This window comes from Pseudarthrobacter sp. TE9888 (assembly GCF_056279345.1).
This window is the reverse complement of record NZ_JBWBRD010000002.1, coordinates 1,571,244-1,596,953: the sequence shown is the minus strand read 5'-3', so window position 1 is coordinate 1,596,953 and position 25,710 is coordinate 1,571,244. Positions and strand designations below refer to the sequence as shown.

Below are 25,710 nucleotides of genomic sequence, written 5' to 3'. Positions count from 1 at the left end.
CCGGAGCACTGCCCGGCGCTACCCGGCGATGGCGCCGGCCAGGGTGGCTTCAATGATGGCCGGCGACAGAATGTACTGGGTGACCAGCTGGCTTGCCCCCAGCACGGCAGCCTGGCTTCCGGCGCGGGAGACGCTGATGCGCAGGTGCGAGGTGGCGAGCGGGGGCGAGCGCCGGTACACCACTTCGCGGATGCCGGCCACCACGTGCTCCCCCGTCTCACCAAAGCTGCCGCCCACCACAATCACGGACGGATTGAGCAGGTTGACCACGGTGGCCAGCACCTCACCGATGTCCCGGCCTGCCTGGCGCAGCGCCTGGATGGCCTGCAGGTTGCCGTCTGCGGCGAGCCGGATCACGTCGGCGCCCCTCCCGACGTCCAGTCCGTGCTCCCGCAGCGAACGGGCGACGGCGGGACCTGACGCGAGTGCCTCCAGGCACCCGAAGTTTCCACAGGCGCAGAGGACATCCGCGCCTCGGGCCACCTGCACGTGCCCCAGGTCGCCCGCCGTGCCGTTGGCGCCACGCTGCAGTTCGCCGTTGCTGATGATGCCGGAGCCGATGCCGGTGGCCACCTTGACGAAGAAAAAGTTGTTGTGCTCCGGCCAGTGGGCGGACTGCTCCCCCAGAGCCATGATGTTCACGTCGTTGTCCACCAGCACGTGGACGGGCAGGGACCGCTGGACGTAGCTGACCACGTCGAACCCGTCCCAGCCCGGCATGATGGGCGGCTTCACCGGCTTGCCGGTGTCATGTTCCACGGGTCCGGGCAATCCAATGCCGATCCCGGCAAGTTCTGCGACGCTGCGTCCCGCCGAGGCCAGCAGCTCCCTGCCCTGGGCCACCACCTGGTCCAGCACGGCCTCCGGACCGTCGGCCACCTGCTGCTCGAGCCGGTGTTCGGCGAGGATTTTGCCCCCGAGGTCGGTAACCGCCACCACCAGGTGCGTGGCACCAACATCCACGGCCAGGACCAGGCGGGCTGCGGGGTTGAAAGCAAAGCGCGACGGCGGCCTGCCGCCGCTGGAGAGGGCTTCCCCTGCCGGGCCCACCAGTCCGGACAGCATGAGCGCATCGATCCGGGAGGCCACCGTGGAGCGGGCCAGCCCGGTGCTCAGGGCAAGTTCGGCGCGGGTGCGGGCCCTACCGTCGCGGAGCAGCTGGAACAGGTCCCCAGCACGCGACAGGCTGCCGACGTCGGAGTCTTTTCCGGCCTGCCTGCCCGTCGTTGAAGTCATGTCTAAGTCATAACACTGTTACTTACTGCTGTCACCACGTCAGAAGAATGACGCGAAACAAACAACTTTTGCTTGACGCGCGTCAAAAGTAGTTCTACGTTGTGATTCAGGGCACATTCGCGGTTCCGATGGCAACCATCCGCCGCACTGATCCCTCCGGCACTCCAGAGTCCGCCTTACAAAGAGGTAATAGAACTTGTCCCATATCGAAGCGCCAGCAGAACGGCCCCTGGGCGTCGGCATCCTCGGCGCCGGGCCCGTCACCCAGGCCATCCACCTTCCGGCACTGGCCCGGCTCCAGGACATCCTGGAAGTACGGCACATCATGGACGTGGACCCTGCTGTTGCCTCGTCGGTGGCAGCGCGCGTCGGCGCCACCTCCAGCACCGGCATGGATGCCCTGCTGGGAGACCCTGACGTGGACATCGTGGCCATTTGCAGCCCCCACCAGTTCCATGCGGACCAGGTCATCGCCGCCTGCCGGGCAGGAAAGAAAGCGGTCCTCTGCGAGAAGCCCTTCGCCATGAACGGTGGGGAGGCAGCCAGGATCGCGGACGTCAGCGCCGAAACGGGCGTGCCGATCGTGGTGGGAGCCATGCACACCTTCGATCCCGGCTGGCTGGCGGCGGAACAGAACTGGGGTGACCTTCCGGAGCGCGTGCACACCATTCGTTCCTCCATCGTCCTGCCGCCGAATGCCCGCTTCGAAGACTTCGCCACCGAAATCATCACCCGCCCCGCCGCAGGCAACCCCGATTACTCGGACGTCGAGGTCATCAAGGCGATGATGCAGGGCGGGATCATGGGCCTGGCTATCCACGACCTCCCCCTGGTGCGCCGCTTCACGCCGGACTTCGGCGACATCGAGGTGCTCCAGGCCCGGCACGTGCGGCCCTTCGGCTACGCCGTTTCGCTCCGGACCCCCACCCGCGTGATCGAACTGCGCGCAGTTATGAACAGCACCTGGAAGCCGGAATGGACCTTCGAGGCCATCAGCGACGACTCTGCGCTCCACATCGACTTCACGCCGTCCTACGTCCAGGCCGGATCCGCCGTGGCCACCTTCTCCCGCGGCAGCCAGGTCACCAGTTACGGCCCCTACGGCCACAACGGCTACGAAGGCGAGTGGCGGCACCTGGCCGAACTGGCCCGCGGAACCCGACAGGCACCCTCCGCCCAGGATTTGATCGATGACCTGACGTTTGCCCTGGCCATCTCGGAGGCCACCGTGCAGAACGTTGCCGCCGCCGAAAAGGCAGGAGTGAACGCATGAGCGCCTACACAGTGGCAGCAACGCCCCGGGCCGAGGAAGCAGGGGCCGTAGCTTCGGCGGTTGCGTCCCTGCCGGCAACCTTCGGCCCCGCCGCACAGGACCGGACCGCCGACGTTGCGGTAATCGCCGGCGAAGCAGGCTGGACCACGGAGGCCGCCCGGGCCATCGAATCCGGGTCGCGCGGCATTCTGGTGGTGGATTCCGTCCCGGAGGAGACCACGCAGCTGGCGGACGCTGCCCGGGCCGCCGGTGCCGCCGTCGTCCTCGATCTCCACTGGGCCTCCAACCCCGCGCTGATCAACGAAAGCGGCAATCCCGACGGCCGTGATGCCGTACGGGGCGGCCTGGGCACGGCGTCCCTGATGGACAGCGTGGCGACGGCGACCCCGGGCACTGACGTCCGGCGCCTCCTGGCGCGGCACTTTGCCGCCGTGCTGGCCGTCAGCGGACCGCTGTACAGCGCCGAAGTCCTCCGCAGCGATGCCGGCGGATACACGGTCAGCGCACGCCTGGCCAACGGCGCGCCGTTCACCGCCCAGGGCGTGCTCACCGCCGCCCGCCCGGCCGGCGTCGACATCCACCTCTACACGGCCGACGGCGGGGTGGCCGTCCGGGTGCCGGACCCGGACGCCGCGTGGCCCGCCGAAGTCAGGGCCACCGGGGCCCACGGCGAACTTTTGCTTCCAACCCTGTACGAATCCGCCCACCGTGCGGCGTGGCGGCGGCTGAAGACCCATCTCAGCGCCGGCACCCTCCCGGCCGACCTGGCCGGGTTCGCCCGGCTGACCGACCTCTACGCAACCCTCGCTGCAACGTAACCAGCCCACCGATACGCAACCGAACAGCAGTCCAGTCCCACCTCCATTCTCAACGATGAGCAGGACCGCACCAACGGCGCACAGCGCAAGACGGTCCCGAAAGGACACACATCATGAACGCAACTCCCGAACAGCGCCGCTCCTTCTCACGGCGCGGTTTCCTGGGCCTGACGGCTGCCGCAGCCTCCGTACCCCTGCTCGCTGCCTGCGGCGGCGGCTCAGCGTCACAGGGCGGCGGAGGCGGTGCGGGCGGGACCGTCAAGTTCTGGGACATGCCGTGGGCCACGCCCGCCTACAACGACGCTGCCAAGGGCATCGCCGAGGGCTTCAGCGGAGCGAACGGCAGCAAGGCGTCCTACCAGATCATCCAGTGGGCCAACTTCTACCAGACCTTCTCCTCCGCCATTGCCTCCAAGACAGGCCCGGCGGTTTCCACGGGCGGCGGCTTCCAGGCCTTCCAGTTCGAGCAGCAGGGCCAGATCGCCTACGCGGACAAGGTGATCGACAAGCTGAAGGCCAATGGCCAGTTCGACGACTTCCTGCCCGGCGTCCTGGACCCGTTCAAGTCCAGCAAGGGCTACGTGGCGGTCCCGTGGCAGCTGGACATGCGCGTCTTCTGGTACCGCAAGTCGCTGTTCGAGAAGGCGAACGTTGCCCTGCCCACCGACTGGCCTTCCCTGCTGGAGGCCGGCAAGGCGCTGAAGAAGATCGGCGCCTTCGGCTTTACCACCGGCGCCGGCACAGGCAACAACTACGCCAACCACTCCATGATCATGATGATGGTCAACAACGGCGGCGGTGTCTGGAACAAGGACGGCGAGCTGGACCTGCTGAACGACCGCAACGTCGAGGCCATGGAGTTCGTCCTCGAACTCGTCTCCAACGGCATCGTCGATCCCGCCGCCGTGAGCTACACCACGGACAACATGTCGGCCCAGTGGAAGGACGGAAAGGCAGGATACGGCCTGTTCCAGGTGAACGTCCCGCAGCGTGTCGGCGACACTTCAGGCGACCTGCTGGTGGCTGACCCCATCAAGGGCCCGCACGGCGACAAGGCCACCATCGTGTTCCCCAACAACATCATGATGTACACCAACACACCGTCGCAGGACGCCTCGGAAGAGTTCCTGGTGTACTACCTGGGCCAGCTCAAGCAGCTGTGGCAGAAGAAGCTCATGTCCGCCCTCCCGGTCTTCAAGTCGATCACCGAAATTCCGGAATTCGCCGACGACCCCAACAACGTCAAGATCGTCAAGGACTGGCAGCCCATCGCCAAGACCTTCGCCGCCCAGGGCAGCACCCTGAATGCCAACCTGGCCGCCCTCGACGGCGGACAGGCGCTGAACCAGTTCAGCCAGACCATCATCACCGGGAAGTCGGACGCCAAAACTGCCCTGCAGGCCTTCCAGTCCGGCCTCGAATCCGTCCTGAAGAAGTAGAACGGCACCGGCCATGTCCAGTACCACCGCACAGTCCGGCCTGTCACGGGCCCGCCGGGGACTCGCCCCCGGCGGGTCCGGGTCCGCCCCCGGCAAACGCAGGAGCAAGCTCTCCGCGCAGGCCACCAAAACGTTCTTCTGGCTCCTGCTTCCCTCCGTGGTCCTGCTTGTCCTGATCCACGGCTACCCGCTGATCTACGCGGCCGTCCAGGCCACGCATGACGGAAACCTGCTCCAGACCGGCAACTTCGTGGGCGTTGAGAACTTCGCCACCGTCCTCAGCTCGCCCGCGTTCTGGAAGGCCGCCCAGTTCACGCTCTGGTTCACCATCGTGGGCGTCTTCGGATCCTGGCTTGTAGGACTGGGCCTCGCCCTGCTCCTGCGGACCAAGATTCCGGCCGGCAACACCTTCAAGGTCCTGCTCCTGCTGCCCTGGGTGGTGCCCATCGTGGTGTCCTCCACTGCCTGGAACTGGCTGGTGGCCACGCCGGACAGCCTGATCCCGTCCCTGTTCCGAAACCTGGGCATGGGCACACCGCTCTTCCTGGCGGACCCCACCCTGGCCTCGGTCACGGTGATGGTGTTCAAGGTCTGGGTCAGCTTCCCCTTCATGATGATGATGATCTCCGCAGCCCTGGCCTCCGTGGACAGCACCGTCTACGAAGCGGCCAGCATGGACGGGGCCAGCCGCTGGCAGCAGTTCAGCCAGATCACCCTGCCGCTGATTGCCCGCTCCACCTACATCAGCTGGATCCTGATGACCATCTTCTGCGTCAACGACTTCCCCACCATCTACCTGCTCACCGGCGGCGGCCCCGTCAGCGCCACCACCTCCCTGGTGGTCCTGGCTTACCGGACCGTGTTCCAGGACTTCGCCACCGGCCCCGGCGTGGCCATCGCCTTCCTCATGACCATGACCCTGGTGGTCATCTCGGTCATCCTGTACCGCCAGATCCGAAAGTCGAGCGTCGAATAATGAGCGCAGTCCTTCACGCCCACGCAGATTCCGGCCCCGCGCTTGGCGTCGACACCGGCAAGCGCCGCAGGGTCCTCTCCGAAGCGGGCCAGCGAGGCCGCTGGTGGCGCTTCACCGCGATCCTCATCATCACGGCAGTTGTCCTGGTACCCATCATGGTCACCGTGGTGCTCGCCTTCACCCCCGGGCCCAACAGCACCGCCACCGGGCTGACATTCGAGAACCTCAGCGGCGTCTTCTCCAAGACCCTGGCCGCCACCTGGCTGAAGAACAGCCTGGTCACCACCCTCTCCACCGTGGTGGTCTCCGTGGCCGTGGCCGCCCCGGCCGGCTACGTCCTCTCCCGCGGCCGCAGCAAGGCAGTCTCCGGTTACTCCCTGCTGCTGTTCGTCATGCAGTCCCTGCCCATCATCACCTCCGTGGTGCCGCTGTTCATCCTGTTCGCCGGCATGGGCCTGGTGGACAACCTCCTGGGCCTGACCATCATCTACGTGGGCTCCACGATGACTGTGGCCACCTGGATGATGGCCGCGTACTTCGACTCCATCCCCATCAGCCTCGAGGAGGCGTCCTGGATCGACGGGTGCTCGGTCTTCGGATCCTTCACCAAGGTGGTCCTCCGGAATTCCCTGCCCGGCGTGCTCTCCACCGCCATCTTCGCCTTCCTCCTGGCCTGGAACGACTACCTCGTAGCCATCGTGTTCCTGCGCTCGAACGAAATCTTCACGCTTCCCATGGGCGTGCAGTCCTTCTTCCAGCAGAATGCCACGGACTGGACCTCCGTCATGGCCCTGGCCGTGATCATGATGCTCCCGCCCGTCATCGTCTTCGCCACGCTGAACAAATACTTCAGCGTCGGCGGCATCGGCGGCTCGCTCGCCGGCCGCTGACCCGTCAACTTCGATCCACTACAGAACGCTAAGGAAACCCATGTCCTACTCACTTCAGCTGTACACCCTGCGCAACGCGATCGCGGAGGACCTTCCGGGCACCATCAGGAAGGTTGCCGGGATCGGCTACACCCAGGTTGAGCCCTACAACTTCGTGGCCACCGCAAAGGAGCTCGGCGCCGCACTGAAGGAAAACGGCCTTACCGCGCCGTCCGGCCACGCGCCCCTGCTGAGCCAGGACCAGGACGAAATCTTCGCCGCCGCCAAGGAACTGGGAATCAGCACGGTGATTGATCCGTTCCTGCCCGCCGAGCACTGGCAGAAAGCCGAGGACATCCAGGCCACCGCAGCGAAGCTCAACTCCGCCGCGAAGAAGGGCGCCGAGTACGGGATCCGGGTTGGCTACCACAACCACGCCTGGGAACTGGAGTCCACCATCGAGGGCCGCACCGCCCTGGAGTACTTCGAGTCCCTGCTGGACCCGGCACTGGTCCTTGAAGTGGACACCTACTGGGTGGCCGTTGGCGGCCAGGACCCCATCGATATCCTCACCAAGCTTGGTGACCGCGTGAAGTTCATCCACATCAAGGACGGCCCCCTTAACCGGGACAACAAGGCACAGCAGCCGGCCGGCCAGGGCAAGGTCCCCGTGATGGACGTCATCGCCGCTGCGAAGTCCCTTGAGGTAGGCGTGGTGGAGTTTGACGACTACGACGGCGACATCTTCGAGGGCATCGCCCAGAGCCTGGCCTTCCTGGACAGCAACACCGCAGCCGAAGGAGCCAACGCGTGAGCACCCCGGCAGGCACCCCGGCCCGCAGCGGCCCGGTGGGAGTCGGCGTCATTGGCGCCGGCGTCATCAGCAAGCAGTACCTGGATAACCTCACGGCGTTCCCGGACCTGAAGGTCTATGTCATCGCCGACCTCTTCGAGGACGCCGCCGAGGCCCGCGCCAAGGAGTACGGCATCCCTGAGTGGGGAGGCGTGGACAAGGCCCTGAACCACCCCGACGTCGAGATCATCGTCAACCTCACCATCCCCGCCGCGCACGTGGAAGTGGCCACCGCGGCAGTCAATGCAGGCAAGCACGTCTGGACCGAAAAGCCGTTCTCCCTGGATCGCGAATCCGGGCTGGGGCTGCTCAAGACCGCCGACGCCGCAGGCATCCGCCTGGGCTGCGCGCCGGACACCTTCCTCGGCGCCGGCATCCAGACCGCCCTGCGCCTGATCCAGCGCGGCGACATCGGCACCCCGCTGACCGCCATGACCACGTTCCAGACCCCCGGCCCGGAATCCTGGCACCCCAACCCTGCCTTCCTCTTCCAGCACGGTGCCGGCCCGCTGTTCGACATGGGACCGTACTACCTCACCGCCCTGGTGCAGGCCTTCGGCTCCATCCGCAAGGTGGCCGCCGTCGGCTCCAAAGCCAAGGACGTGCGCGTGATCGGTTCCGGACCCAAGGCCGGCGAGGAGTTCACCGTCGAGGTGCCCACCCACGTCTCCGCCATGGCACAGTTCGAATCCGGCGCCTCCTCGCACAGCGTCTTCTCCTTCGAATCCCCCCGGACCCGGATGGGGTTCGTGGAGATCACCGGAACCGAAGCCACCCTCTCGCTGCCGGACCCCAACTACTTCACCGGCGACATCAAGCTTTGGCGCGCCGGTGATGAGGACTGGACCACCGTTCCCGCTACCGGGCCGGCCAACGGCCGCGGCATGGGCGTCCTGGACATGGCCCGCTCCCTCCGCGCCGGTGTGAGGCATCGGGCCACGGGTGAGCTGGCGTACCACGTCCTGGACACGATGGTCTCCATCAGCGAGTCCGTGGATTCCGGCACGTTCGTCGACGTCGAAAGTTCAGCCCCGGCATCCGCCGCCCTCCCCGAGGACTGGGCACCGGAAACCGCAACCCTCTAATCCGGCAAAACCAGTCCAGCCAGCAGGAAGCACGCAGGAACGCATCATGACCGAACCCGAACACCCGTCCACTCCCCCGGCCTCCCGTCCGGGTTCCCGCCCGTTGGGTGTGGCAGCCATCGGTTACGCCTTCATGGGCAAGGCCCATTCCAACGCGTGGCGGAACGTGGCCAGCTTCTTCGACGTCCCGGCCTTCGAGCAGAAGGTCCTCGTGGGCCGGGACGCCGGCGCCGTGGCGCAGGCCGCTGCCAGGTACGGGTGGGCCGAATCGGCAACGGACTGGCGCACCGTGATCGAACGGGACGACATCGACATCGTGGACATCTGCGCCCCCGGCTGGATGCACGCAGAAATCGCGGTCGCTGCCCTGGCAGCGGGCAAGCACGTCCTGGTGGAAAAGCCCCTGGCCAATACCCTGGCCGAGGCCGAACTCATGACCGCCGCAGCGGCCAAGGCCAGGGCCCGGGGTGTGCAGTCGATGATCGGCTTCAACTACCGCCGGGTCCCTGCCCTGGCCCTGGCAAGGGAGCTCATCGCAGAAGGCCGGCTGGGCACGGTCCGGCATGTCCGCGCGGCGTACCTGCAGGACTGGCTGGCCGATGCCGAGGCACCCATGACGTGGCGGCTGCGGAAGGAAACCGCCGGGTCAGGCGCACTCGGGGACATCGCCTCCCACGCCATCGACCAGGTCCTCTTCCTCCTGGGCGGCGAGGTCAACGAGGTCACCGGCCGGCTCAACACCTTCGTGGACCGCCGCCCAGGCGAGAACGGCTTAGAGGACGTCACGGTCGACGACGCCGCCTGGGCCACGCTGTCCCTGGCCTCGGGCGCCATCGCCTCAGTGGAGGTTTCCCGGGTGGCCACGGGCAGGAAGAACAGCCTCCAGATCGAGGTCTACGGGGACAAGGGCAGCCTGCTCTTCGACCTCGAAAACCTCAACGAGCTGGGCTTCCTGGACGCCACCCTCCCCGTCCGGGAGCAGGGCTTCCGCCGGATCCTGGTCAACGAACCCGAACACCCCTACCTCGAAGCCTGGTGGCCCCAAGGCCACATCATCGGCTGGGAACATACCTTCACCCACCAGGTCCGTGACTTCCTGTTGGCCATCAAGGACGGAACCCAGCCCTCGCCGTCGTTCGAGGAAGGACTGAATGTCCAGCACATCCTCAACGCCGTTGAGGAATCCGCAGCCAACAAGAGCACCCTCACCGTCGTCCGCCGATAAGGCCCCACCAGGCGCCAGCACGCCACCAGCCAAGGAGATCCATGTCCCGCCCGTTCACCCTGTTCACCGGCCAGTGGGCCGATTTGCCCTTCGAGGAAGTCGCGAAACTGGCCTCCGGCTGGGGCTACGACGGCCTCGAAATCGCCGTCTCCGGCGACCACCTGGACGCCTGGCGCTGGGACGAACCCGGCTACGTCGACTCCAAGCTGGAAATCCTGGACAAATACGACCTCAAGGTCTGGGCCATCTCCAACCACCTCAAAGGCCAGGCCGTCTGTGATGACCCCATCGACTTCCGGCACCAGGCCATCGTCGGGTCCAAGGTCTGGGGCGATGGCGACCCCGAAGGCGTCCGCCAGCGCGCCGCCGAGGAAATGAAGCACACCGCCCGGCTCGCCAAAGCCCTCGGCGTGGACACGGTCGTCGGGTTCACCGGCTCCTCCATCTGGCAATACGTCGCCATGTTCCCGCCCGTCCCGGAAAAGGTCATCGACGCCGGCTACCAGGACTTCGCCGACCGCTGGAACCCCATCCTGGACGTCTTCGACGAAAACGGCGTCCGCTTCGCCCACGAGGTCCACCCCTCCGAAATCGCCTACGACTACTGGACCACCGTCCGCACCCTCGAAGCCATCGGCCACCGCGAAGCGTTCGGCCTGAACTGGGACCCCTCCCACATGATGTGGCAGGGCATCGACCCCGTCTCCTTCATCTGGGACTTCAAGGACCGGATCTACCACGTGGACTGCAAGGACACCAAGATCCGCCAAACCGGACGCAACACCGTCCTGGGCTCCCACCTGCCCTGGGGCGACCCTCGGCGGGGCTGGGACTTCGTCTCCGCCGGCCGCGGCGACGTCCCCTGGGAAGCCTCCTTCCGGGCGCTGGCCGCCATCGGCTACAACGGCCCCATCAGCATCGAATGGGAAGACGCCGGGATGGACCGGCTCCACGGCGCCCCCGAAGCCCTAGCCGCGCTCAAGAAATACGACTTCCCCGCGTCCCAAACCAGCTTCGACGCCGCCTTCAGCAGCAAGGACTGAACCGGTGCGCAGGCTGTCGCCGGGCCAGCGCTGCGAGGTGTGGACCGCCGCGGCCACGGGATCCCTGGAACTTGCATACTCCACGGGGAATATGCTCCTGGAGGCACCCAATTGGACGCCTGACGGCCAGGCACTCATCCTCAACGGGGACGGCAAATTATGGCGCCTGGGCCTGGCAGATGGATGCCTCGCCGAGGTCCCCCTGACCGGCGTTCCCGCCTTGAACAACGACCATGTCCTGGCCCCCGACGGGGAAACAATCTACCTATCCGCGAATGACGGGCACATCTACCGTGCACCCCTTGCGGGCGGGCCGGGCACAAGGGTGACGGGCGACGACGGGTCCTTCCATTTCCTGCACGGCGTCAGCCCGGACGGCAGTGAGCTCGCTTATGTCGGGATCGAGGACGGGGACTTCTCGCGCCCGGGGCGCCTCATGACCATGCCGTCCCACGGGGGCGCCGGCGCGGCCGTCGATATCGGGCCGGGCCACTGCGACGGGCCGGAATACTCGCCCGACGGGAAATGGCTGTACCTGAACACCGAATCCTTCAGCACGGCTCCCGGACACGCCCAGCTGGCCCGCGTCCGGCCGGACGGCAGCCAGTTCGAACAGCTCCTGGCGAGCGGCACCGTGGACTGGTTCCCGCACCTCTCCCCGGACGGCAGCCTGGCCAGCTACGTCCGCTTTCCTGCCGGAACGGAAGGCCACCCAGCGGACCTGGGGGTCGACGTCGTCCTTGTGTCCACCAGTGACTGGGCCACGCCGCTGCAGACCTGGCCGGTGTTCGGCGGACAGGGCACCCTCAACGTCAACAGCTGGTCGCCGGCCTCCGACCGCTTCGCCTACGTGGCGTACCCGCTGCAGGCGCCGCCAGTACCCGCCACGGGCTGAAGCTAGCCGCCACCCCGGGCCACTAAGGCGCCTGGGCGGCTTCCCGGTCCAGGACAACGTCGTACGCCTCCACCTGCCGGTCCGCAACCGTCGTGGGCGATTCAAGGTGCACTGCCCCGGAGGGCAGGATGCCCGCGCCGCCATAGCGCTCCATCACCTGCCATTGCGCCACCACGTCCTCGCCGGCGTGCCCGGCGGGAAGGCTGCTCCAAAAGCGGAACCCACCGGCGTCAACCAGCAACTGCCTGCGGTACAGGACGCAGCCGCCCAGCCACGCCACGTGGTACGGCACCCACTCGCCCGGCTCCAGGGACAGGTCGGCGCTGACGTGGCTCAGGTTCGCGGCGCTATGCAGCGGCCATCGGTCGAATCCCGGGCCATCCGGGCGGATCCGCTCGGGAGTCACCGGCCCGTCCCACGCCTCGAAAGGTGCCGTCTGGTCGGGCCTGCGGTCAGCCAGGAAGGACAGCCCCTGCGGTGCCATGCCCACGAAACCGCATCCAAGCTCATCCAGGGCGCGGCTCAGCAGGTCCAGTGCGCCCGGTTCCAGCCAGATGTCATCGTCCAGGAAGAGGCACTGGCCGGCGGTGGAACGGTCCAGGAGGAACTGCCGGTGTTCGGCGAGCCCCCGGCGCGGCAGGTGGCGCAGCAGGGTGACGGGCCGGCCTTGCGCTTCGAGGACCCGCACCATCGCGGCGGCCGCCGGATGTTGCCACGCGGGCTCGCCCGCTGACTGGTCGCTCACCACGACGGCGAACGCGGGGTCCTGCTGGCCGGCAAGTCCGGCGAGGGTCACGGCGAGCTCGGCGGGCCGGTTGCAGGTGGGCACCAGGACATCCACTGCCGCCTCACCCTGCCGGTCCGCGGGCTGCGCCCACTGCCCTGAAGACCTCCTGCCCACGGTCCACCCTCCTGGCGTCGATATCGGTTCCGGCGTCCAGCACGGGCGTCCCCCGCTCCCTGCCGGCGTGGTTTCCCGTGTTCCGTACCCAGCCGAACCCGATGTATGCGGTCACGGAAGAGCCCCGGTCCGGCTGCCGGCAGGGCAGCAGGAACCGGGGCCTGCGGGAAAAGCTGGCTTATCCGGCGTCGAAGCTTTCGTCGTCGTCATTAGGCGATTCCTCCTGCGGAAGGTCGTTTCCGCTGCCGTCCGGGATGCCTGTGGCTTCCTGGCCGGACTCCGAGGAGTTCGGCGCCGACCCCTGGGAATCGTCATTGGACTCATCGATCTCCGCGGCACTGGACGGGAGGTCCATGTCGTGCGGAACCGGGTCCTGGCCCATCCCGGACTGCGGCTCGTTGGTGTCCGCGCCCGCCGACGAAGCGCCGCCGGACTGCTGGGCGCCGCTGCCGGACTGCTGGCGGCCCTGCGTGCCCGCCGCTTCCTGCTCGGCGGTGGGGGTGCCGTAGCCGCCCGGGGCCGACTCGGGTTCAGCCTGCTGGTTTTCCTGCGTCATGCTTCCTCCTGTTGTGCGTTGCCGATGGTGCACGGGTGATAATCAGCAAACTTATCAAATGTGGGGGCAGGCGCAACGGGCAGCCTCCTTTCTGGGTACAGGAGGAGTAGAAAGAAGACGTGAACCCCTGCCGGAGAGGAAGGAGCGCCGATGTCCGATCTTGAGGACTACACCGGCCGCACGGGCCGGAACGAGACCCGTGAGGAGCAGCTGGACCGCAACTGGGCCGAGCTCCTCCAGGAGCTGCGCGTACTCCAGACCGGCGTGCAGATCCTTGCCGGCTTCCTGCTGACACTGCCGTTCCAGCAGCGGTTCGAGAAGCTGGATGACTGGGAGGTCGGCCTCTACCTCGCCAATGTGGTTACTGCCGCCCTGACCACCGCCTTCATCCTCCTCCCGGTCAGCGTGCACCGGCGGCTCTTCCGGAAGCGGCTCAAGGAAACGCTGGTTTCCAGTGCCGACACCATCACCAAGATCGCCCTGGGCGGCATCGCCCTGTTGAGCGCCGGGACCGCCGCCCTGGTCTTCGATGTCGCAGCAGGAAAATCTGCCGGCGTCACGGCCGGTGGTGCGCTGCTGGGCGTCATGGTGGTGATGCTGGTGTTCGTTCCCCTCCGCCTGAACAAGCGCGCCACCGGGAGGATCCTTCCGCCGCCAGAAAGCAAGGAGTGATGAATGCGCAAGTGGGCTAAAGAGCATGGGCTGCTGGTGGCCAACCTTGGCCTGTTCCTCGTGTTTTTCGTGGGAATGGTCCTGTCCGGCGCGGCGTCCTACAGCGAAGACCAGCAGGCCCACGGCGAACCCGCCGTGTCCGTGCTCCAGTTCCTGGGCACGGGCGCGTTCGTTGAGGCCACCTTCGAGAACTGGGAATCGGAGTTCCTGCAGATGGCCATGTACGTGGTCCTCACGGTGTTCCTGTTCCAGAAGGGCTCATCCGAGTCCAAGCCAATGGGCAGGAGGGCACCCCAGGACCAAGACCCGCGGGATGCGCAGATCAGCAGTGCCACGCCGTGGCCCATCCGGCGGGGCGGGCTAGTGCTCAAACTGTATGAGCACTCTTTGTCGATCCTGTTTTTCGTCCTGTTCCTGGCCTCATTCCTCCTGCACGCCGCCGGCGGCGTGGACGAGTACAACCAGGATCAACAAAGCCACGGGCAGCCCGACGTCACCTTCCTGCAGTACCTGGGAACCAGCCGCTTCTGGTTCGAATCCTTCCAGAACTGGCAAAGCGAGTTCCTGGCCGTCGGGGTCCTGGTGGGCGCATCGGTGTACCTCCGGGAAAAGGGGTCCCCGGAATCAAAGCCGGTTGCCGAACCGAATTATGAAACCGGCGCCTGAGGCGCCACTGCACGCCCGCCGGTCAGGCGCCCTCAAGTACCTGGCTTGTTGCCCAGGCCAGGTACTTGCCGGCGTTTGCCACGGCGTCCGCGGGGCTGGACGCCACGTCCAGCAGCTGCGCCGCGGCGACCACACCGTGCCCGGCCAGGTCCTCGATCGTCACCAGGATCCGCCCGGCCACCACAATGACAGGGATGCCACGCTCCCGTGCCGCGTCCGCGAGCGCGATCGGCGCCTTGCCGGTCAGCGACTGGGAGTCCATGGAACCCTCGCCGGTAATCACCAGGTCCGCCTGGTCCAGCTGGCCGGCCAGGCCGGTCAGCCCGGCCACCAGCGCAAAACCGCCTTCCAGCGAGGCGTCGGTGAAGGCAAGGAACGACGCCGGGAAGCCGCCTGCGGCGCCCGCGCCGGGGACGTTCACGTCCCGGCCCGTTGCTTCCCGCAGCACTGATGCCCAGTTGCGCAGCCCGGCGTCGAGCCTTTCCACCGCGTCCTGGTCCGCACCCTTTTGCGGGGCGAAGACATGGGCAGCGCCGGATGGCCCGTACAGCGGGTTGCGGACATCGACGGCGATGCGGAACGTGGTGGCGGCCAGGCGCGGGTCCAGTCCCCCCGTGTCCAGCGTTGCGACGTCACCCAGCGAGCCGCCGCCCAGGGGCACCACATTTCCGGCCGCATCCAGGGGCTTCAGGCCCAGGGCGCGGAGGGCGCCGCTGCCGCCGTCCGTCATGGCGGATCCACCCAGCCCCAGGACGATCTCGGAGGCACCGGCATCGAGGGCCGCTGCGATGAGCTGGCCGCAACCGTAGCTATGGGCACGCAGGGCATTTGGCGGGGTTGGTTCCATGTCCGCCAGGCCGGATGCCTGGGCAGTCTCGATCACTGCGGTGACCTTGCCGTCACCACCCTTGTGGATGGCCCACGCAGCCCCGAGCGGGGCGAGGATGGGGCCTACCACGGCGTTCAGCCGCTCTTCGTAGCCGGCCGCCACCGCAGCCTCCAGGGTGCCCTCGCCGCCGTCGGCGATGGGGAACTGGGTGGCGACGGCGTCCGGGTACACCCGGAGCGCTCCCTCGGCGATGGACGCGGCCGCCTCGGCCGCCGTCAGGGACCCCTTGAACTTGTCCGGAGCAATCAGAATGCGCATGGGCTCCATCATGCCAGCAAGCTCCGGGAAAGCGTTTGCCGAATCCGGGATGCGGACTTCCCAAGCGCAGGAGGCGCTTACCCTTCGCGCCATTCGTTGCTTGTGAGATGCGAGCCCGCCTGCGGACCCATCTGCAGCATCCCGCCATCGACCACCCAGGCCGCGCCCGTTACATAGCTGGAGGCCCGCGAGGCGAGGAAGGCGATGACGTCGGCGATTTCCCGGGCGTGGCCGGGACGGCCGAGTGGCACCCCCGGGCGCTCCGTCGTCGTCGGATCCTGGTCCTCCTGCCCCGTCATGGGCGTGGCGATCTCGCCGGGGGCCACCGTGTTGGCTGTGATGCCATACTGCCCCAGCTCAAGGGCCAGGGTCTTCATGAGCCCGCCCAGGCCGTGCTTGGACGCATCGTAGGCGGAGGAGCCAACGCGGGGCTGGAACTCGTGGACGCTGGACACGGCCACCAGCCGCCCTCCCCCTCCTGCCTTGACCATGAGGCGCGCCGCGGCCTGCAGGCAGACGAAGGCCCCGTTGAGGTTCGTATCCAGTATCCGCATCCAGTCGTCGATTCCCATGTCCAGGAACCTGGTGCTGGCACCCGTGCCCGCGTTGTTCACAAAGACGTCCAGGCCGCCCAGTTCGCCGGCGAGATCATCAACGACGGCCGCCGCGGCACGGAATTCCGTCGTGTCCAACTGCCGCACCACGGCCTTGCGGCCCAAAAGGCGGACCTCTTCGGCGGCTTCCTCGGCGCCCGCCTTGTCCGTATGCCAGGTGACGCCCACGTCCATCCCGGCGCGGGCCAGCGCCACGGCCGTGGCCTTGCCGATCCCCGAGTCGGAGGCGGTGACGATTGCGGTGGTGGGTGCGAAGTTGCTGGTGTCCGGCATGGCGGGGCCTCTCAGAGGGTCAGGCAGGGCGGCGGAGGTCGGGCTCGTAGGACTCGTGGTCACCGTCAGCGGATGCTCCGGCCTCCCGGGGTGCCGGCGCCAGGTCCGGCCGTTCTTCACGGACTGCCATGAGGGGCACCGCGAAGGTCACCACGGGCCGGCTGTCGGCGTCGTCAGCCGCCCTGATGGTCAGGCTCCTGGTGCCGGGCGGTACCGAGGGGGCGAAAACCTGCAGGTTGCGTGCGCCGACAGTGGCGGATTCCTGCAGCGTGTATTCGGTGCCAAAGTGGTCCTGGAGCACCAGCCGGGGTTCCGGGGAATCCGCTGAGGGAAGGTGGATGTTTACCACCAGGCCCGAGGCCCAGACTTCCACGGACAGGACGGTGAATTCGGTGGCTGGCGTGACGTGCCGCCCGTAGGTGGGAGGCAGCAGCATCCGGCGAAGGTCTCCGGACGGGATGATATTGCTCATGATGGTTCCTGTGGGTCTTGCGTCGGCGGCCGGCCGGGGCACCGGCGGGTTATCCGGCGCCGCCCGAACGCTGGGGCGCGGTTGCGGCTCGGGCGCTTTTCCGGGCTGGGGTCTTCCAGTCCGGAAAAAGTTGGAAAGGCGCCGTCGCTGCGTTGTTCCTGGTCGATGAAGTTCAGTTCCGGGAGCCGAAGGTGTCCAACCATTCCTCCCAGCCGGCGTGGCCATCCTTTCACCTGGGGTAACTAGTAAGTCTACTGACTATGGAGCCTCCGGATCGGGTCCCTGTCAAGGGGAGTGGCGGGATCTTTGCGGCCGGCTGGGGGGCATTGCGGCATTTGCGTACCCGACGGCCCAGGGACGTTGGGTGGCCGGGCTACCGGCGGGGGCGGACCACTGCGTAGTACCCCGGCACCCGGTCCTGGCCGGGTACGCCGGTCACGGGGTTGGTTTCGATGGCCGTATGGCCGTCTTCAAGGAGTTCCCAGGCCGACGCCGGAAAGGCACGTTCACGCTCTTCGGGACCGAAGTGCCCGGGCATGGGCAGTCCCCGGATGGCCAGTTCCAGCGGCGCCGGGATGCCGCGGGTGGTAGCCCCGAGGTGGGATACGTACTCCACCGGGTTCCCCTGGAAGTTCGTCTCCGCCATGAAGACGGTGCCACGGCGCCCCGCCAGGAGCCGGAGGTTCTCGACGAGCGCCACCTGGTGGGCTGGAGCCAGGACGTGCAGGACGCCGCGGATGAAGGCGTTGGCGCCGTCACCACCCGCGTTGATGGACTCCGCCAGGGCAGCCCCGGCGCCTTCCGCCGTCATGTCGCGTGCTTCAAAGGCCGTGTTGCCATGTCCAGCCGACTCCGCCCGGGCCTTGGCAACGGCGTGCGGCGAGACGTCCACCCCCACCACGCGCGGAAAGACGTCCGCGAGCGCACGGGTGAAGCTGCCATGGCCGCAGCCGGTGTCCACGACGGGAAGGGCGGGGTCCAGGTACTGCAGGAGACTGTCCTTATAGCCTAGGAACTCATGGTCGCTCCCCGAATCCCACAGGACCTCGCCGCCCCGACCGGTGGCCGTGATGCCTGCCCAGTACGCGTCCCACGCTTTATGCCGGTCCTTCGGCGCACCCCTGGACAGCCTGACCAGCTTGGGGATCATCAGGTACTTCTGCAGTATGGACCGCGGCGACTTCGTTGGGGAGGACACGGATCAAATATATGTTCCCTGCCTGGGAGCCGGCGTTGCTTCGGCCACATTACGGCGCGCCTACTCCACCGCGGCACGGTATGCGGGGTGCAACGCCGGGGCCCGGCGCTCTGGACCGGCGCGGCCCGCGTCCCCCTAGAATGTACTCAACTGGGAGGAAGGGATCACTGTGACGGCTGTGCCGAGTGGCGTGCGCCTGGCCCGTACCGCCGTCGTCGCTGATCCCGACGCCGGCCGGCTGGCCCGCAATGCCAAGGCGCTGCGGGATGCCGGGTTCGGCGTCCTGGAGGCCTCGGACGCCGCCGGCCTGGCCGCCCTGCTGGACGCCGGCCAGCCCTCCGTCGTCGTGGCCGACGCGCTTCTGGCCTCCGTCGAGTCCGCGGCGCCCGTCCTGGTCATGGTGGATCTGGACAATCCGCAGGAGATCGCCGCGGCCACCCCGCCCGGCGTCCACGACTGCATTACCAAACCGCCGGAACCTAAGGAGCTGGTCCACCGGGCGTCCGTCCTCATCGAGCAGGTCTCCCTGCGGCGTTCCTCCCGGCAGGTGGCAGAGGGGCTCCGCGAGCAGCTGCGCGAAGTTTCTGCCGCAGTACGCGCCACCAACGATCCGCAGGAGATCGCCAACCACGTCGTCTCCGGCTTCGGCCGGACCTTCAAGGCCGACCATGTGGTCCTTTCCACTTTCGAGGACCACCGCGTCCCGGTGATCACTGCCAAGTGGCACAAGGAGGGACTGGCGGAGCTGCCCCCAGGCGCACTTCCCGGCGAGGACGAGGCGCGCGCCACGGCGGATGCCTTATGGGCCGGGACAGAGACACCCTCCGCGGACGGAACGGAAACCGAGGCGCGTGCCGAGGAGAAGCCGGCCCGGGCCATTGCAGGAGCGGCCTCGACGCTGGCGGTGCCCATCGGCGAAGGCAACTCCTCCCTGGGCATCATCTGGATCGCCATGATGGACCGGCCACGGACCTGGTCCAGCGCCGAGCTGGGCCTGATCCAGCACGTGGCCGGCAACGCCGCCTACGGGCTCATCCAAAGCCACCTGATCAGCAGCCAGCAGCAGGTGGTGAAGCAGTTGCGGGAACTCGACAAGGCGAAGACGGATTTCCTGGCCACAGTGAACCACGAGCTTCGCACCCCGCTGACCTCGATCATGGCGTACCTGGACATGATCCAGGAGAGCACCGAACACCCGGTGTCCAGGGAAGTCCACCAGATGCTGGACATCGTGGTCCGCAACACCGAACGGCTCCGGACACTCATCGAGGACATGCTCAGCGTCTCCCGCGGAGGCCTGGACACCACCGAAATGCAGCTGGCGCCGGTGCGCCTGGGACGCACCCTGGACCTGGTGGCCGCGGCGCTCCGGCCCCTGGCAACCCTGCAGAACGTCACCATCGACGTGGACCCCGTTCCTGAAGACCCGGAAATCCTGGCCGACGAGGTGCAGCTGCAGCAGGTATTCACCAACCTCGTGTCCAATGCCATTAAATTCACGCCCAGCGGCGGCCGGATCGAGGTGGGCAGCGAATCCCACGCCGCGGCGGACGGCTCCAAGTGGGCCACCGTGCGGATCGCCGATACCGGCATCGGCATCTCGGGTGACGAAATCGACCATGTGTTCACCAGGTTCTACCGGGCTTCGAACGCAATGAACGGCGCCATCCCGGGAACAGGGCTGGGCCTTGCCATCTCCAAGGACATCGTGGACCGCCACGGCGGCCGGATCGACGTCGCCTCCACCCTGGGCACCGGGACCACCGTCACCGTCAGCCTCCCCCTCGGCACTGACCGCGTCCAGGCCAATTAGGCGCCGAAGGAGGACTGGCCATGTTTGCCAATGACGACCCCCGGCTCTCCCAGCTGCTGGAAGGCATCGTCAAGCTTGCCTCCGGCGACCTCACGTCCCGGATAGAGGTCTCACCGGCCCGGGACGAGCTCGATGCGATCATCATGGGCACCAACCTGCTGGCCGAGGACCTGCAGGTCATCTACGAGGAACTCGAGCAGCGGGTCCAGGTCCGGACCCAGCTCCTGCACGAGGCGCACCTTGAGATGCAGAAGATGGCCATGCAGGACCCGCTGACCGGACTGGCCAACAGGTCGGCCCTCCTTGAGTCCCTTCGCACCGCCCTGGAAGCCCGGGCGACGGCGAACGCCGAACGGGTGCAGGATGGGCCGGCCATCCTGCTGATGGACCTGGACGCGTTCAAGTCCATCAACGACAGCCTGGGGCACACCGCCGGCGACCAGGTCCTGGTGACCGTGGGCGAAAGGCTCCGGACCGCAGTGCGGGCACCCGACGTCGTCGCCCGCCTGGGCGGTGACGAATTCGCCATTGTCATGCCGTCGGCGTCGGCAGACCAGGCAGCCATCGTGGCGCACCGGATCCTGGCGTCCCTGAACGAACCCATTGAGCTCCCCGGCCGGAGCGTGCGCTGCGGTGCCAGCATCGGCCTCAGCGTCGGCAGCGGGGGCCAAACCCCGGAGGACATGCTGATGGAGGCGGACGTCGCCATGTACGCCTCCAAGGCCGAAGGCCAGAACAAGCTGCACCGGTTCGAGCCGGCGCTGCTGCTGATGCGCAGGCTCCGCAGCCAGCTGGTGGATGACCTGCGGGCCGCCATCAAGAACGATGCCCTGACGCTGTACTACCAGCCTGTGGTGGAGCTTGGCAGCGGCCGGATCGAGGGCGTGGAGGCGCTGGTCCGGTGGAACCACCCCACCCGCGGCTTCATCATGCCGGACGAATTCATCCCCCTCGCCGAGGAGGCGGGGCTGATCTCGGAACTGGGCCTCTGGGTCCTCAAGACCGCCGTGAAGCAGCTGCGGGCCTGGATTGATGCCTCCCTGGTGGACAGCAGGTTCTCCGTGCGCATCAACATCTCCGCCACCGACCTGCAAAGCCTTCAGTTCATCGAGGACGTGCGCAACACACTCCAGGAGACCGGCGTCAGGCCCGAACAGGTTGTCCTGGAGCTGACGGAAGTGGCAATCGTCAAAGGCAACGAGCTGGACCGGTACTCGCTGGGCGGACTCCGCGGCTTGGGCGTGGGCATCGAAATCGACGATTTCGGGACCGGCTACTCCTCCATCAGCTACCTTCGCCGGCTGGCGGTGGACCGGGTCAAGGTGGACCGGTCGCTGATCACCGGGCTGGAGAGCGATCCCAACCAGCCAGCCCTGGTGGCGGCGGTCCTGCAACTGGTGCGGGCGTGCGGGCTCGAAGCGGTGTGGGAGGGCGTGGAAACGGCGGAGCAGGCCGACATATTGCGCGGCCTGGGCTGCCGGAGCGCCCAGGGCTACTACTTCAGCCGCCCCGTTCCCCCGGAACAGATTCCGGAACTGCTGGCTGACCAGCAGGAAAGCGCTAACCAGTAACGCAAAAACTACTGCGCTTTTCCGGCCGCCGTTATACGATCAGCGTGCGGTGTCTGCTTATTCGCCGCCCTGGAAATCAGGTTGGCAGCACCGTTATTTTATAAGGCGTTTGGACATTTGAACATTTTTGGGCCATCAGGTCATTACTTCGTCAACTGGGGGCGTTGCTAATGTCGGTTCGGGTACAGGCATGGGGAATTATCGCCGCCGTGCTGGCGGATACGGATCCTGCGGGAGCCGCCGTCCGGCAGCGGCTGAGCAACAGCCTCGATGAGAATCCCGGCGTGCCCGAACGGGCCCTCCTGGAGTATCTCCTCGAGACCCGGCGCAGCGACGCCAACATGGTGGAAACCCTGGAGGCTGCCAGGGAGATGCGACTGACGCCGCCCGCGCTTCCGCCGCAGTTCGCGGAGCAGCTGGATGCAATCCGCAGCACCTCCCGGATCAGTGCGCTGCTCGAAAACCAGATGCTGATGACCGCCTTCCAGCCGATTTACGGGCTGGAAGGAAAAGCGGTGGTGGGCGCCGAAGCGCTCTCCCGCTTCGTCAGCGACGACGGCGCGGCCGCCGAGCTGTGGTTTGCCGAGGCCGCCGCCGTGGGCCTGGGCGCCAACCTGGAGTTCTCAGCCCTGGGATCCGCGGCAGCGGCCGCACGGGACCTGCCCGCGAACCTGTACGTGTCGCTCAACATTTCGCCCACGTCCTGCATGGACCCGCGGCTGCCGGAACTGTTCGACCACATTGAACTTCCCATCCACCGGGTGGTGCTGGAACTGACCGAGGACATTCCGGAAGAGGAATACCTGCAGTTCCTGTCCGCCATCAATCCGCTCCGGGAAAAAGGGCTGCGCATCGCGGTCGATGACACCCACACGGGAGCCGGCGCGCTGAGCCGCATGATCCACCTGCGGCCCGACTTGCTCAAGGTGGGCCGGAACGTGATCGGCGACGTCGACAAGGACGGACTGCAGCGGGCACTGGCTGCCTGCCTGGTGGACTTCACGGACCAGATCGGCATCACCCTGGTGGCCGAGGGCATCGAAACCGTGGGTGAGCTCAAGGTCCTCACCGAGCTGGGCATCAGCGCCGGCCAGGGGTACCTGCTGGGCCGGCCCTCGGTGCGGCCCAAGGACTGGGCCAGCTGGAATACACGCCTCGACGTGGACGGACTGGAGCGGCAGCTGGCGGGCCAGCCGGAACCACGAGCCGTCCGCCGGCGCGCAGAGTCTTCCTGAAACAACGTCAGGGCAGGCGGTGGGGCGGCGCGCTTTGCGCCCGCCGCCCCACCGACCGTCCAGGCGCTATTCGGAGTGTCCCTGGTCCCTGCTCATCTGGCCCTCCGCCGGCGGCGTCTCCCCCGGCGGGACTCCCCCGCCAGGCTCCAGGCCGGTGACATTGCCTTCCAGCGGGTCCGGGTTCGGTGAGCCGGCAGATTCCCTGCTGCGCTCCTCCGCCAGGCCGGGCTGGGCGGCGCCCTCCTGGTCCTTGCCCGGACGGTCGGGGTTGGCGGGGTCATTTTCCGGATGGTAAGTGCTCATTGCTTTCCTTCCTCTCCGGCTGCGGTTCGTTTCCCCAGCACTGGACTAATTGTAAGCATGCTGATAATTCTGGAGGAGTAGGGCCGGAACGCCGCGGGGGCGGGCGGCACGCAATGTCGGAAGGAGCAGTCACATGGGAATCGGCGACAGCATCGGCAAGGCAGCAGAAAACGCCATGGAGGACCTGGCCGGGACATCCAAACCGACGGAGAAGACGGATGTGCCCGACCCGGCAGACCCGAACGATGACGTGGAAGTCCACTCATCGCTGAGCGAAGGCTCAAATGCGATGGAGGCGGAGAAGCAGAAGGCGCCCGGCCCCAATACGGCAGCCTCCCCGGACCCGGTCTCCAGCAGCCCGCTGGGCGGGGACGCCGAGGAGGCAGGCGGCAGCGCTACGCACAGTGACCGGGAGCAGGACAGGGCAGCGGACGACGACGGCCTGGCTGGGGACGCCACGGCGCCCACCGAAGAGGACCTGGCCTAGCCGGCGGCAGCCGGGGTGCCATCGCCCCCCGGGCTGGTGGGCCACAGGCCGCGGGTGCGCAGCACGTCGCGGAGCAGGTCCGCCCGGTCCGTGACGATGCCGTCCACGCCCAGCTGGAGGAGGCGGTGCATTGCGCCCGCATCGTTGATGGTCCACACGTGCACCACCAGGTCCAGGTCATGCGCGCGCTGGATGAAGCCAGGAGTGACAACGGGAACCCGCCCGTAGCGGACGGGCACCTGCAGGGCATGCACGTCCCTGAGGACCCTGCGCATCAGCCGGTGGAATACCGGCCGGGGAAGGATGGGTCCCAGCAGCGTGAACAAGGCGTTGGAGGCTACCCCGGCCGACGAGGCCACCGGGCGGCTGAGCAGCTTGAGTACAGCCCGCCGCCGCCGGTCCGAGAAACTGGTGACCAGCACGCGGTGATGTACCTGGTGCCGCTCGATCGCGGCAGCAGTGCTGTGGACTGAGCGCCAGTCCTTCACGTCCAGGTTCAGGCGCGCGTCGGGAAGCTGGGCAACCAGTTCGTCGAACGTGGGGATGGGTTCCCGGCCGTTGATCCGGGCTTTTGCCACCTCCGTAGCGGGCAGTTCAGCCACCCTGCCCCTGCCGTCCGTGACGCGGTCCAGGGTTTCGTCATGGAACAGCAGCAGCACGCCGTCCGCGGTGGTGTGCACGTCCGTTTCGAGGTACTGGAAACCGAGCTCGACGCCGGCCCGGAATGCGGCCATGGAGTTTTCCAGGCCCTCAGCCGAGAATCCCCGGTGGGCCATCCCGATGGGAAGCTGCCGCCCGGCGTCGTCAGGGTGCTCAAAGAAAGGCAGGCTCACACTGCGAGCCTACCGCCAGCGTCCGCGGGTGGAACCCGCCGTCAGTCCAGGCAGCCGGTCTCGCCGCAGGGAACGATGTCCACGCCATCGCCGCAGTGCAGCAGGGTGCGCCCGCGGCCGGCGTCCAGGTGGACCCAGACCGCGGTGTGGTCCGCCGTAATGGTGTCCACCACGCCGCCCGCCTCAAACCCGGGCGCGAACTGGACCCGGACCCGGTCCCCCTGGCGCAGCTGCTTCCAGTGCGGAGCGGGCGTTGCTTTGCGCAGCGGCGCGTCGGCCGCGTGCTGCCTGACGTTTCTTGCCATGGTTGCCCCCTTATCGAGCCGGCGGGAGGGTGCCTGCTCTCCACGCTTCACGCTACGGCGGGAAGGTAAACGCCAAGTGAGCGCAAGCTGTGAAGTTGGGGGTGCCGGACCCGCACGGCAGGGTCAGGAGAACTGGACGCCCAGCGCGGCGAGCCGCGCCTCCAGAACCTGGGCGACGCCGTCGTCGTCAAAATGCGGCGCCTGCTGCCCCGCAGCCCGGATGGCATCCGGATGGCCGCTGGCCATCGCGTAGCCGTGGCCGGCCCAGCGGAGCATCTCAATGTCGTTGGGCATGTCGCCGAAGGCCACGACGTCGGCGGCGTCGATGCCCAGTGCGCCCGCGTATTCAGCGAGGGTGACGGCCTTGTTCACGCCGGGCAGGGACAGTTCCAGCATGGCAACGCCCGGTGATGAGTGGGTGGTGGCGGCCAGGTGTTCGACGGCGGGCGCCACCTCGGCGAGGAAGTCGTCCGGGGTGCCCTCGCGGACGATGGCGAGGAATTTGACTACGGCGTCCTCGTCCGTGAGCGTGTCCCGCAGCGGGGCGGGGGTGAACTCGGCGAGGAGTTCGCTGGATTCGTTTTCGATGAAGCCCGGTTCCAGATGGAAGCCGGCGAGCGTTTCGGCGGCAAACAGCGCAGCCGGGCGGAGTGCCTTGATGATGCGGCGGGCTTCCAGGACGGTGTCGATGGCCAGGGTGCGCGCGGAGACCAGGCGGTCCGCCTCGAGGTCCCAGACCACGGCACCGTTGGAGCAGATCACGCGGCCGGTGTGGCCCAACTGCTCTTCGAGCGGGTGCAGCCAGCGGGGCGGGCGGCCGGTCACAAACACCAGTTCGACGCCGGCGTCGCGGCAGGCGTGGAAGGCCCTGATGGTGCGGTCGCTGATTTTTCCATCGTGTCCGAGGATCGTTCCGTCAATATCGCTTGCCACCAACCGCATCCTGCAAGTC

At 67.3% G+C, this 25,710-nt stretch carries 28 protein-coding genes; 16 read left to right on the top strand and 12 right to left on the bottom strand.

The window, feature by feature from the left end; translation table 11 throughout:
- Positions 1-18 precede the first annotated feature (18 nt).
- Positions 19-1,236, bottom strand: coding sequence for an ROK family transcriptional regulator (locus tag ACZ9J7_RS08045; protein ID WP_476208457.1), 1,218 nt, complete (start codon positions 1,234-1,236; stop codon positions 19-21).
- Between the two features lie 196 nt (positions 1,237-1,432).
- On the opposite strand from ACZ9J7_RS08045, the gene ACZ9J7_RS08040 reads away from it, so the two are divergent.
- The 10 genes from ACZ9J7_RS08040 to ACZ9J7_RS07995 all read left to right on the top strand — a co-directional run bounded on the left by ACZ9J7_RS08040 (position 1,433) and on the right by ACZ9J7_RS07995 (position 11,712).
- Complete coding sequence (locus tag ACZ9J7_RS08040; protein ID WP_476208455.1) at positions 1,433-2,509, top strand: Gfo/Idh/MocA family protein; 1,077 nt, start codon at positions 1,433-1,435, stop codon at positions 2,507-2,509.
- Positions 2,506-3,327, top strand: coding sequence for a hypothetical protein (locus tag ACZ9J7_RS08035; RefSeq protein ID WP_476208453.1), 822 nt, complete (start codon positions 2,506-2,508; stop codon positions 3,325-3,327). Before ACZ9J7_RS08040 ends, ACZ9J7_RS08035 begins: the two co-directional genes overlap by 4 nt.
- A 113-nt stretch (positions 3,328-3,440) precedes the next feature.
- Positions 3,441-4,766 (top strand): ABC transporter substrate-binding protein, encoded by a 1,326-nt coding sequence (locus ACZ9J7_RS08030; protein ID WP_476208451.1) that lies wholly within the window; start codon positions 3,441-3,443, stop codon positions 4,764-4,766.
- A gap of 13 nt (positions 4,767-4,779) precedes the next feature.
- Complete coding sequence (locus ACZ9J7_RS08025; protein WP_476208449.1) at positions 4,780-5,742, top strand: carbohydrate ABC transporter permease; 963 nt, start codon at positions 4,780-4,782, stop codon at positions 5,740-5,742.
- Entirely contained in the window at positions 5,742-6,632 is an 891-nt protein-coding gene (locus ACZ9J7_RS08020; protein WP_476208447.1) for a carbohydrate ABC transporter permease, read from the top strand. Before ACZ9J7_RS08025 ends, ACZ9J7_RS08020 begins: the two co-directional genes overlap by 1 nt.
- Positions 6,633-6,672: 40 nt before the next feature.
- Positions 6,673-7,425, top strand: coding sequence for a sugar phosphate isomerase/epimerase family protein (locus tag ACZ9J7_RS08015; RefSeq protein WP_476208445.1), 753 nt, complete (start codon positions 6,673-6,675; stop codon positions 7,423-7,425).
- Positions 7,422-8,549 (top strand): Gfo/Idh/MocA family protein, encoded by a 1,128-nt coding sequence (locus ACZ9J7_RS08010; protein WP_476208443.1) that lies wholly within the window; start codon positions 7,422-7,424, stop codon positions 8,547-8,549. The genes ACZ9J7_RS08015 and ACZ9J7_RS08010 overlap by 4 nt, the downstream gene beginning before the upstream one ends.
- Positions 8,550-8,595: 46 nt before the next feature.
- Complete coding sequence (locus tag ACZ9J7_RS08005) at positions 8,596-9,774, top strand: Gfo/Idh/MocA family protein (RefSeq protein ID WP_476208442.1); 1,179 nt, start codon at positions 8,596-8,598, stop codon at positions 9,772-9,774.
- Positions 9,775-9,815: 41 nt separating this feature from the next.
- Positions 9,816-10,817, top strand: coding sequence for a sugar phosphate isomerase/epimerase family protein (locus ACZ9J7_RS08000; protein WP_476208441.1), 1,002 nt, complete (start codon positions 9,816-9,818; stop codon positions 10,815-10,817).
- 4 nt (positions 10,818-10,821) lie between these two features.
- Entirely contained in the window at positions 10,822-11,712 is an 891-nt protein-coding gene (locus tag ACZ9J7_RS07995; protein ID WP_476208439.1) for a TolB family protein, read from the top strand.
- Between the two features lie 22 nt (positions 11,713-11,734).
- Here ACZ9J7_RS07995 and ACZ9J7_RS07990 read toward each other — a convergent pair whose 3' ends face one another.
- The 3 genes from ACZ9J7_RS07990 to ACZ9J7_RS07980 all read right to left on the bottom strand — a co-directional run bounded on the left by ACZ9J7_RS07990 (position 11,735) and on the right by ACZ9J7_RS07980 (position 13,169).
- The gene (locus ACZ9J7_RS07990) at positions 11,735-12,613 is read right to left on the bottom strand and encodes a glycosyltransferase family 2 protein (protein ID WP_476208437.1); all 879 of its coding nucleotides are present in this window, start codon (positions 12,611-12,613) and stop codon (positions 11,735-11,737) included.
- Positions 12,561-12,728, bottom strand: a complete 168-nt coding sequence (locus tag ACZ9J7_RS07985; RefSeq protein WP_476208435.1) for a hypothetical protein — start codon at positions 12,726-12,728, stop codon at positions 12,561-12,563. Before ACZ9J7_RS07985 ends, ACZ9J7_RS07990 begins: the two co-directional genes overlap by 53 nt.
- Positions 12,729-12,791: 63 nt before the next feature.
- The gene (locus ACZ9J7_RS07980; protein WP_476208433.1) at positions 12,792-13,169 is read right to left on the bottom strand and encodes a hypothetical protein; all 378 of its coding nucleotides are present in this window, start codon (positions 13,167-13,169) and stop codon (positions 12,792-12,794) included.
- 150 nt (positions 13,170-13,319) lie between these two features.
- Here ACZ9J7_RS07980 and ACZ9J7_RS07975 point away from each other — a divergent pair, with 150 nt between their 5' ends.
- Both ACZ9J7_RS07975 and ACZ9J7_RS07970 read left to right on the top strand, forming a co-directional pair.
- Positions 13,320-13,841, top strand: a complete 522-nt coding sequence (locus tag ACZ9J7_RS07975) for a DUF6328 family protein (RefSeq protein ID WP_476208431.1) — start codon at positions 13,320-13,322, stop codon at positions 13,839-13,841.
- A 3-nt stretch (positions 13,842-13,844) separates the two neighbouring features.
- Positions 13,845-14,507, top strand: a complete 663-nt coding sequence (locus tag ACZ9J7_RS07970; RefSeq protein WP_476208429.1) for a DUF6766 family protein — start codon at positions 13,845-13,847, stop codon at positions 14,505-14,507.
- Between the two features lie 22 nt (positions 14,508-14,529).
- Here the strand turns inward: ACZ9J7_RS07970 and ACZ9J7_RS07965 are convergent, their stop codons facing one another.
- From ACZ9J7_RS07965 to ACZ9J7_RS07950, 4 genes are all read right to left on the bottom strand, one after another.
- Complete coding sequence (locus ACZ9J7_RS07965; protein WP_476208428.1) at positions 14,530-15,654, bottom strand: glycerate kinase; 1,125 nt, start codon at positions 15,652-15,654, stop codon at positions 14,530-14,532.
- Positions 15,655-15,731: 77 nt separating this feature from the next.
- Positions 15,732-16,541 (bottom strand): SDR family oxidoreductase, encoded by an 810-nt coding sequence (locus ACZ9J7_RS07960; RefSeq protein ID WP_476208426.1) that lies wholly within the window; start codon positions 16,539-16,541, stop codon positions 15,732-15,734.
- 19 nt (positions 16,542-16,560) lie between these two features.
- Positions 16,561-17,013: a hypothetical protein gene (locus ACZ9J7_RS07955; protein WP_476208424.1), complete on the bottom strand. Its 453-nt coding sequence runs from the start codon at positions 17,011-17,013 to the stop codon at positions 16,561-16,563.
- A 373-nt stretch (positions 17,014-17,386) separates the two neighbouring features.
- On the bottom strand, positions 17,387-18,163 hold the full coding sequence (locus ACZ9J7_RS07950; RefSeq protein ID WP_476211818.1) for a class I SAM-dependent methyltransferase: 777 nt from the start codon (positions 18,161-18,163) through the stop codon (positions 17,387-17,389).
- Between the two features lie 217 nt (positions 18,164-18,380).
- Here ACZ9J7_RS07950 and ACZ9J7_RS07945 point away from each other — a divergent pair, with 217 nt between their 5' ends.
- The 3 genes from ACZ9J7_RS07945 to ACZ9J7_RS07935 all read left to right on the top strand — a co-directional run bounded on the left by ACZ9J7_RS07945 (position 18,381) and on the right by ACZ9J7_RS07935 (position 22,830).
- A complete protein-coding gene (locus tag ACZ9J7_RS07945; RefSeq protein ID WP_476208422.1) occupies positions 18,381-20,024 on the top strand; it encodes an ATP-binding protein in 1,644 nt (547 codons plus the stop codon).
- 20 nt (positions 20,025-20,044) lie between these two features.
- On the top strand, positions 20,045-21,595 hold the full coding sequence (locus tag ACZ9J7_RS07940; RefSeq protein WP_476208420.1) for a putative bifunctional diguanylate cyclase/phosphodiesterase: 1,551 nt from the start codon (positions 20,045-20,047) through the stop codon (positions 21,593-21,595).
- 170 nt (positions 21,596-21,765) lie between these two features.
- On the top strand, positions 21,766-22,830 hold the full coding sequence (locus tag ACZ9J7_RS07935; protein ID WP_476208418.1) for an EAL domain-containing protein: 1,065 nt from the start codon (positions 21,766-21,768) through the stop codon (positions 22,828-22,830).
- A 66-nt stretch (positions 22,831-22,896) separates the two neighbouring features.
- Here the strand turns inward: ACZ9J7_RS07935 and ACZ9J7_RS07930 are convergent, their stop codons facing one another.
- Positions 22,897-23,133, bottom strand: coding sequence for a DUF6480 family protein (locus tag ACZ9J7_RS07930; RefSeq protein ID WP_476208417.1), 237 nt, complete (start codon positions 23,131-23,133; stop codon positions 22,897-22,899).
- Positions 23,134-23,266: 133 nt separating this feature from the next.
- Here ACZ9J7_RS07930 and ACZ9J7_RS07925 point away from each other — a divergent pair, with 133 nt between their 5' ends.
- Complete coding sequence (locus ACZ9J7_RS07925; protein ID WP_476208415.1) at positions 23,267-23,620, top strand: hypothetical protein; 354 nt, start codon at positions 23,267-23,269, stop codon at positions 23,618-23,620.
- On the opposite strand, the gene ACZ9J7_RS07920 is transcribed toward ACZ9J7_RS07925, so the two are convergent.
- From ACZ9J7_RS07920 to ACZ9J7_RS07910, 3 genes are all read right to left on the bottom strand, one after another.
- Positions 23,617-24,453 (bottom strand): glycerophosphodiester phosphodiesterase family protein, encoded by an 837-nt coding sequence (locus ACZ9J7_RS07920; protein WP_476208413.1) that lies wholly within the window; start codon positions 24,451-24,453, stop codon positions 23,617-23,619. The two genes, ACZ9J7_RS07925 and ACZ9J7_RS07920, sit on opposite strands and share 4 nt — an antisense overlap.
- Positions 24,454-24,494: 41 nt before the next feature.
- Positions 24,495-24,758 carry a hypothetical protein gene (locus ACZ9J7_RS07915; RefSeq protein WP_141182959.1) on the bottom strand — a complete coding sequence of 88 codons (264 nt, stop codon included), beginning with the start codon at positions 24,756-24,758 and terminating at the stop codon, positions 24,495-24,497.
- A gap of 123 nt (positions 24,759-24,881) precedes the next feature.
- Positions 24,882-25,700: an HAD family hydrolase gene (locus ACZ9J7_RS07910; RefSeq protein ID WP_476208411.1), complete on the bottom strand. Its 819-nt coding sequence runs from the start codon at positions 25,698-25,700 to the stop codon at positions 24,882-24,884.
- Positions 25,701-25,710 lie beyond the last annotated feature (10 nt).

Coding starts and splice junctions, on each gene's coding strand:
- ACZ9J7_RS08045 (WP_476208457.1), bottom strand. CDS start 1,236: ATGACTTCAACGACGGGCAGGCAGGCCGGAAAAGACTCCGACGTCGGC.
- ACZ9J7_RS08035 (WP_476208453.1), top strand. CDS start 2,506: ATGAGCGCCTACACAGTGGCAGCAACGCCCCGGGCCGAGGAAGCAGGG.
- ACZ9J7_RS08030 (WP_476208451.1), top strand. CDS start 3,441: ATGAACGCAACTCCCGAACAGCGCCGCTCCTTCTCACGGCGCGGTTTC.
- ACZ9J7_RS08025 (WP_476208449.1), top strand. CDS start 4,780: ATGTCCAGTACCACCGCACAGTCCGGCCTGTCACGGGCCCGCCGGGGA.
- ACZ9J7_RS08020 (WP_476208447.1), top strand. CDS start 5,742: ATGAGCGCAGTCCTTCACGCCCACGCAGATTCCGGCCCCGCGCTTGGC.
- ACZ9J7_RS08015 (WP_476208445.1), top strand. CDS start 6,673: ATGTCCTACTCACTTCAGCTGTACACCCTGCGCAACGCGATCGCGGAG.
- ACZ9J7_RS08005 (WP_476208442.1), top strand. CDS start 8,596: ATGACCGAACCCGAACACCCGTCCACTCCCCCGGCCTCCCGTCCGGGT.
- ACZ9J7_RS08000 (WP_476208441.1), top strand. CDS start 9,816: ATGTCCCGCCCGTTCACCCTGTTCACCGGCCAGTGGGCCGATTTGCCC.
- ACZ9J7_RS07980 (WP_476208433.1), bottom strand. CDS start 13,169: ATGACGCAGGAAAACCAGCAGGCTGAACCCGAGTCGGCCCCGGGCGGC.
- ACZ9J7_RS07975 (WP_476208431.1), top strand. CDS start 13,320: ATGTCCGATCTTGAGGACTACACCGGCCGCACGGGCCGGAACGAGACC.
- ACZ9J7_RS07970 (WP_476208429.1), top strand. CDS start 13,845: ATGCGCAAGTGGGCTAAAGAGCATGGGCTGCTGGTGGCCAACCTTGGC.
- ACZ9J7_RS07965 (WP_476208428.1), bottom strand. CDS start 15,654: ATGCGCATTCTGATTGCTCCGGACAAGTTCAAGGGGTCCCTGACGGCG.
- ACZ9J7_RS07960 (WP_476208426.1), bottom strand. CDS start 16,541: ATGCCGGACACCAGCAACTTCGCACCCACCACCGCAATCGTCACCGCC.
- ACZ9J7_RS07955 (WP_476208424.1), bottom strand. CDS start 17,013: ATGAGCAATATCATCCCGTCCGGAGACCTTCGCCGGATGCTGCTGCCT.
- ACZ9J7_RS07950 (WP_476211818.1), bottom strand. CDS start 18,163: ATGATCCCCAAGCTGGTCAGGCTGTCCAGGGGTGCGCCGAAGGACCGG.
- ACZ9J7_RS07940 (WP_476208420.1), top strand. CDS start 20,045: ATGTTTGCCAATGACGACCCCCGGCTCTCCCAGCTGCTGGAAGGCATC.
- ACZ9J7_RS07935 (WP_476208418.1), top strand. CDS start 21,766: ATGTCGGTTCGGGTACAGGCATGGGGAATTATCGCCGCCGTGCTGGCG.
- ACZ9J7_RS07930 (WP_476208417.1), bottom strand. CDS start 23,133: ATGAGCACTTACCATCCGGAAAATGACCCCGCCAACCCCGACCGTCCG.
- ACZ9J7_RS07925 (WP_476208415.1), top strand. CDS start 23,267: ATGGGAATCGGCGACAGCATCGGCAAGGCAGCAGAAAACGCCATGGAG.
- ACZ9J7_RS07915 (WP_141182959.1), bottom strand. CDS start 24,758: ATGGCAAGAAACGTCAGGCAGCACGCGGCCGACGCGCCGCTGCGCAAA.
- ACZ9J7_RS07910 (WP_476208411.1), bottom strand. CDS start 25,700: ATGCGGTTGGTGGCAAGCGATATTGACGGAACGATCCTCGGACACGAT.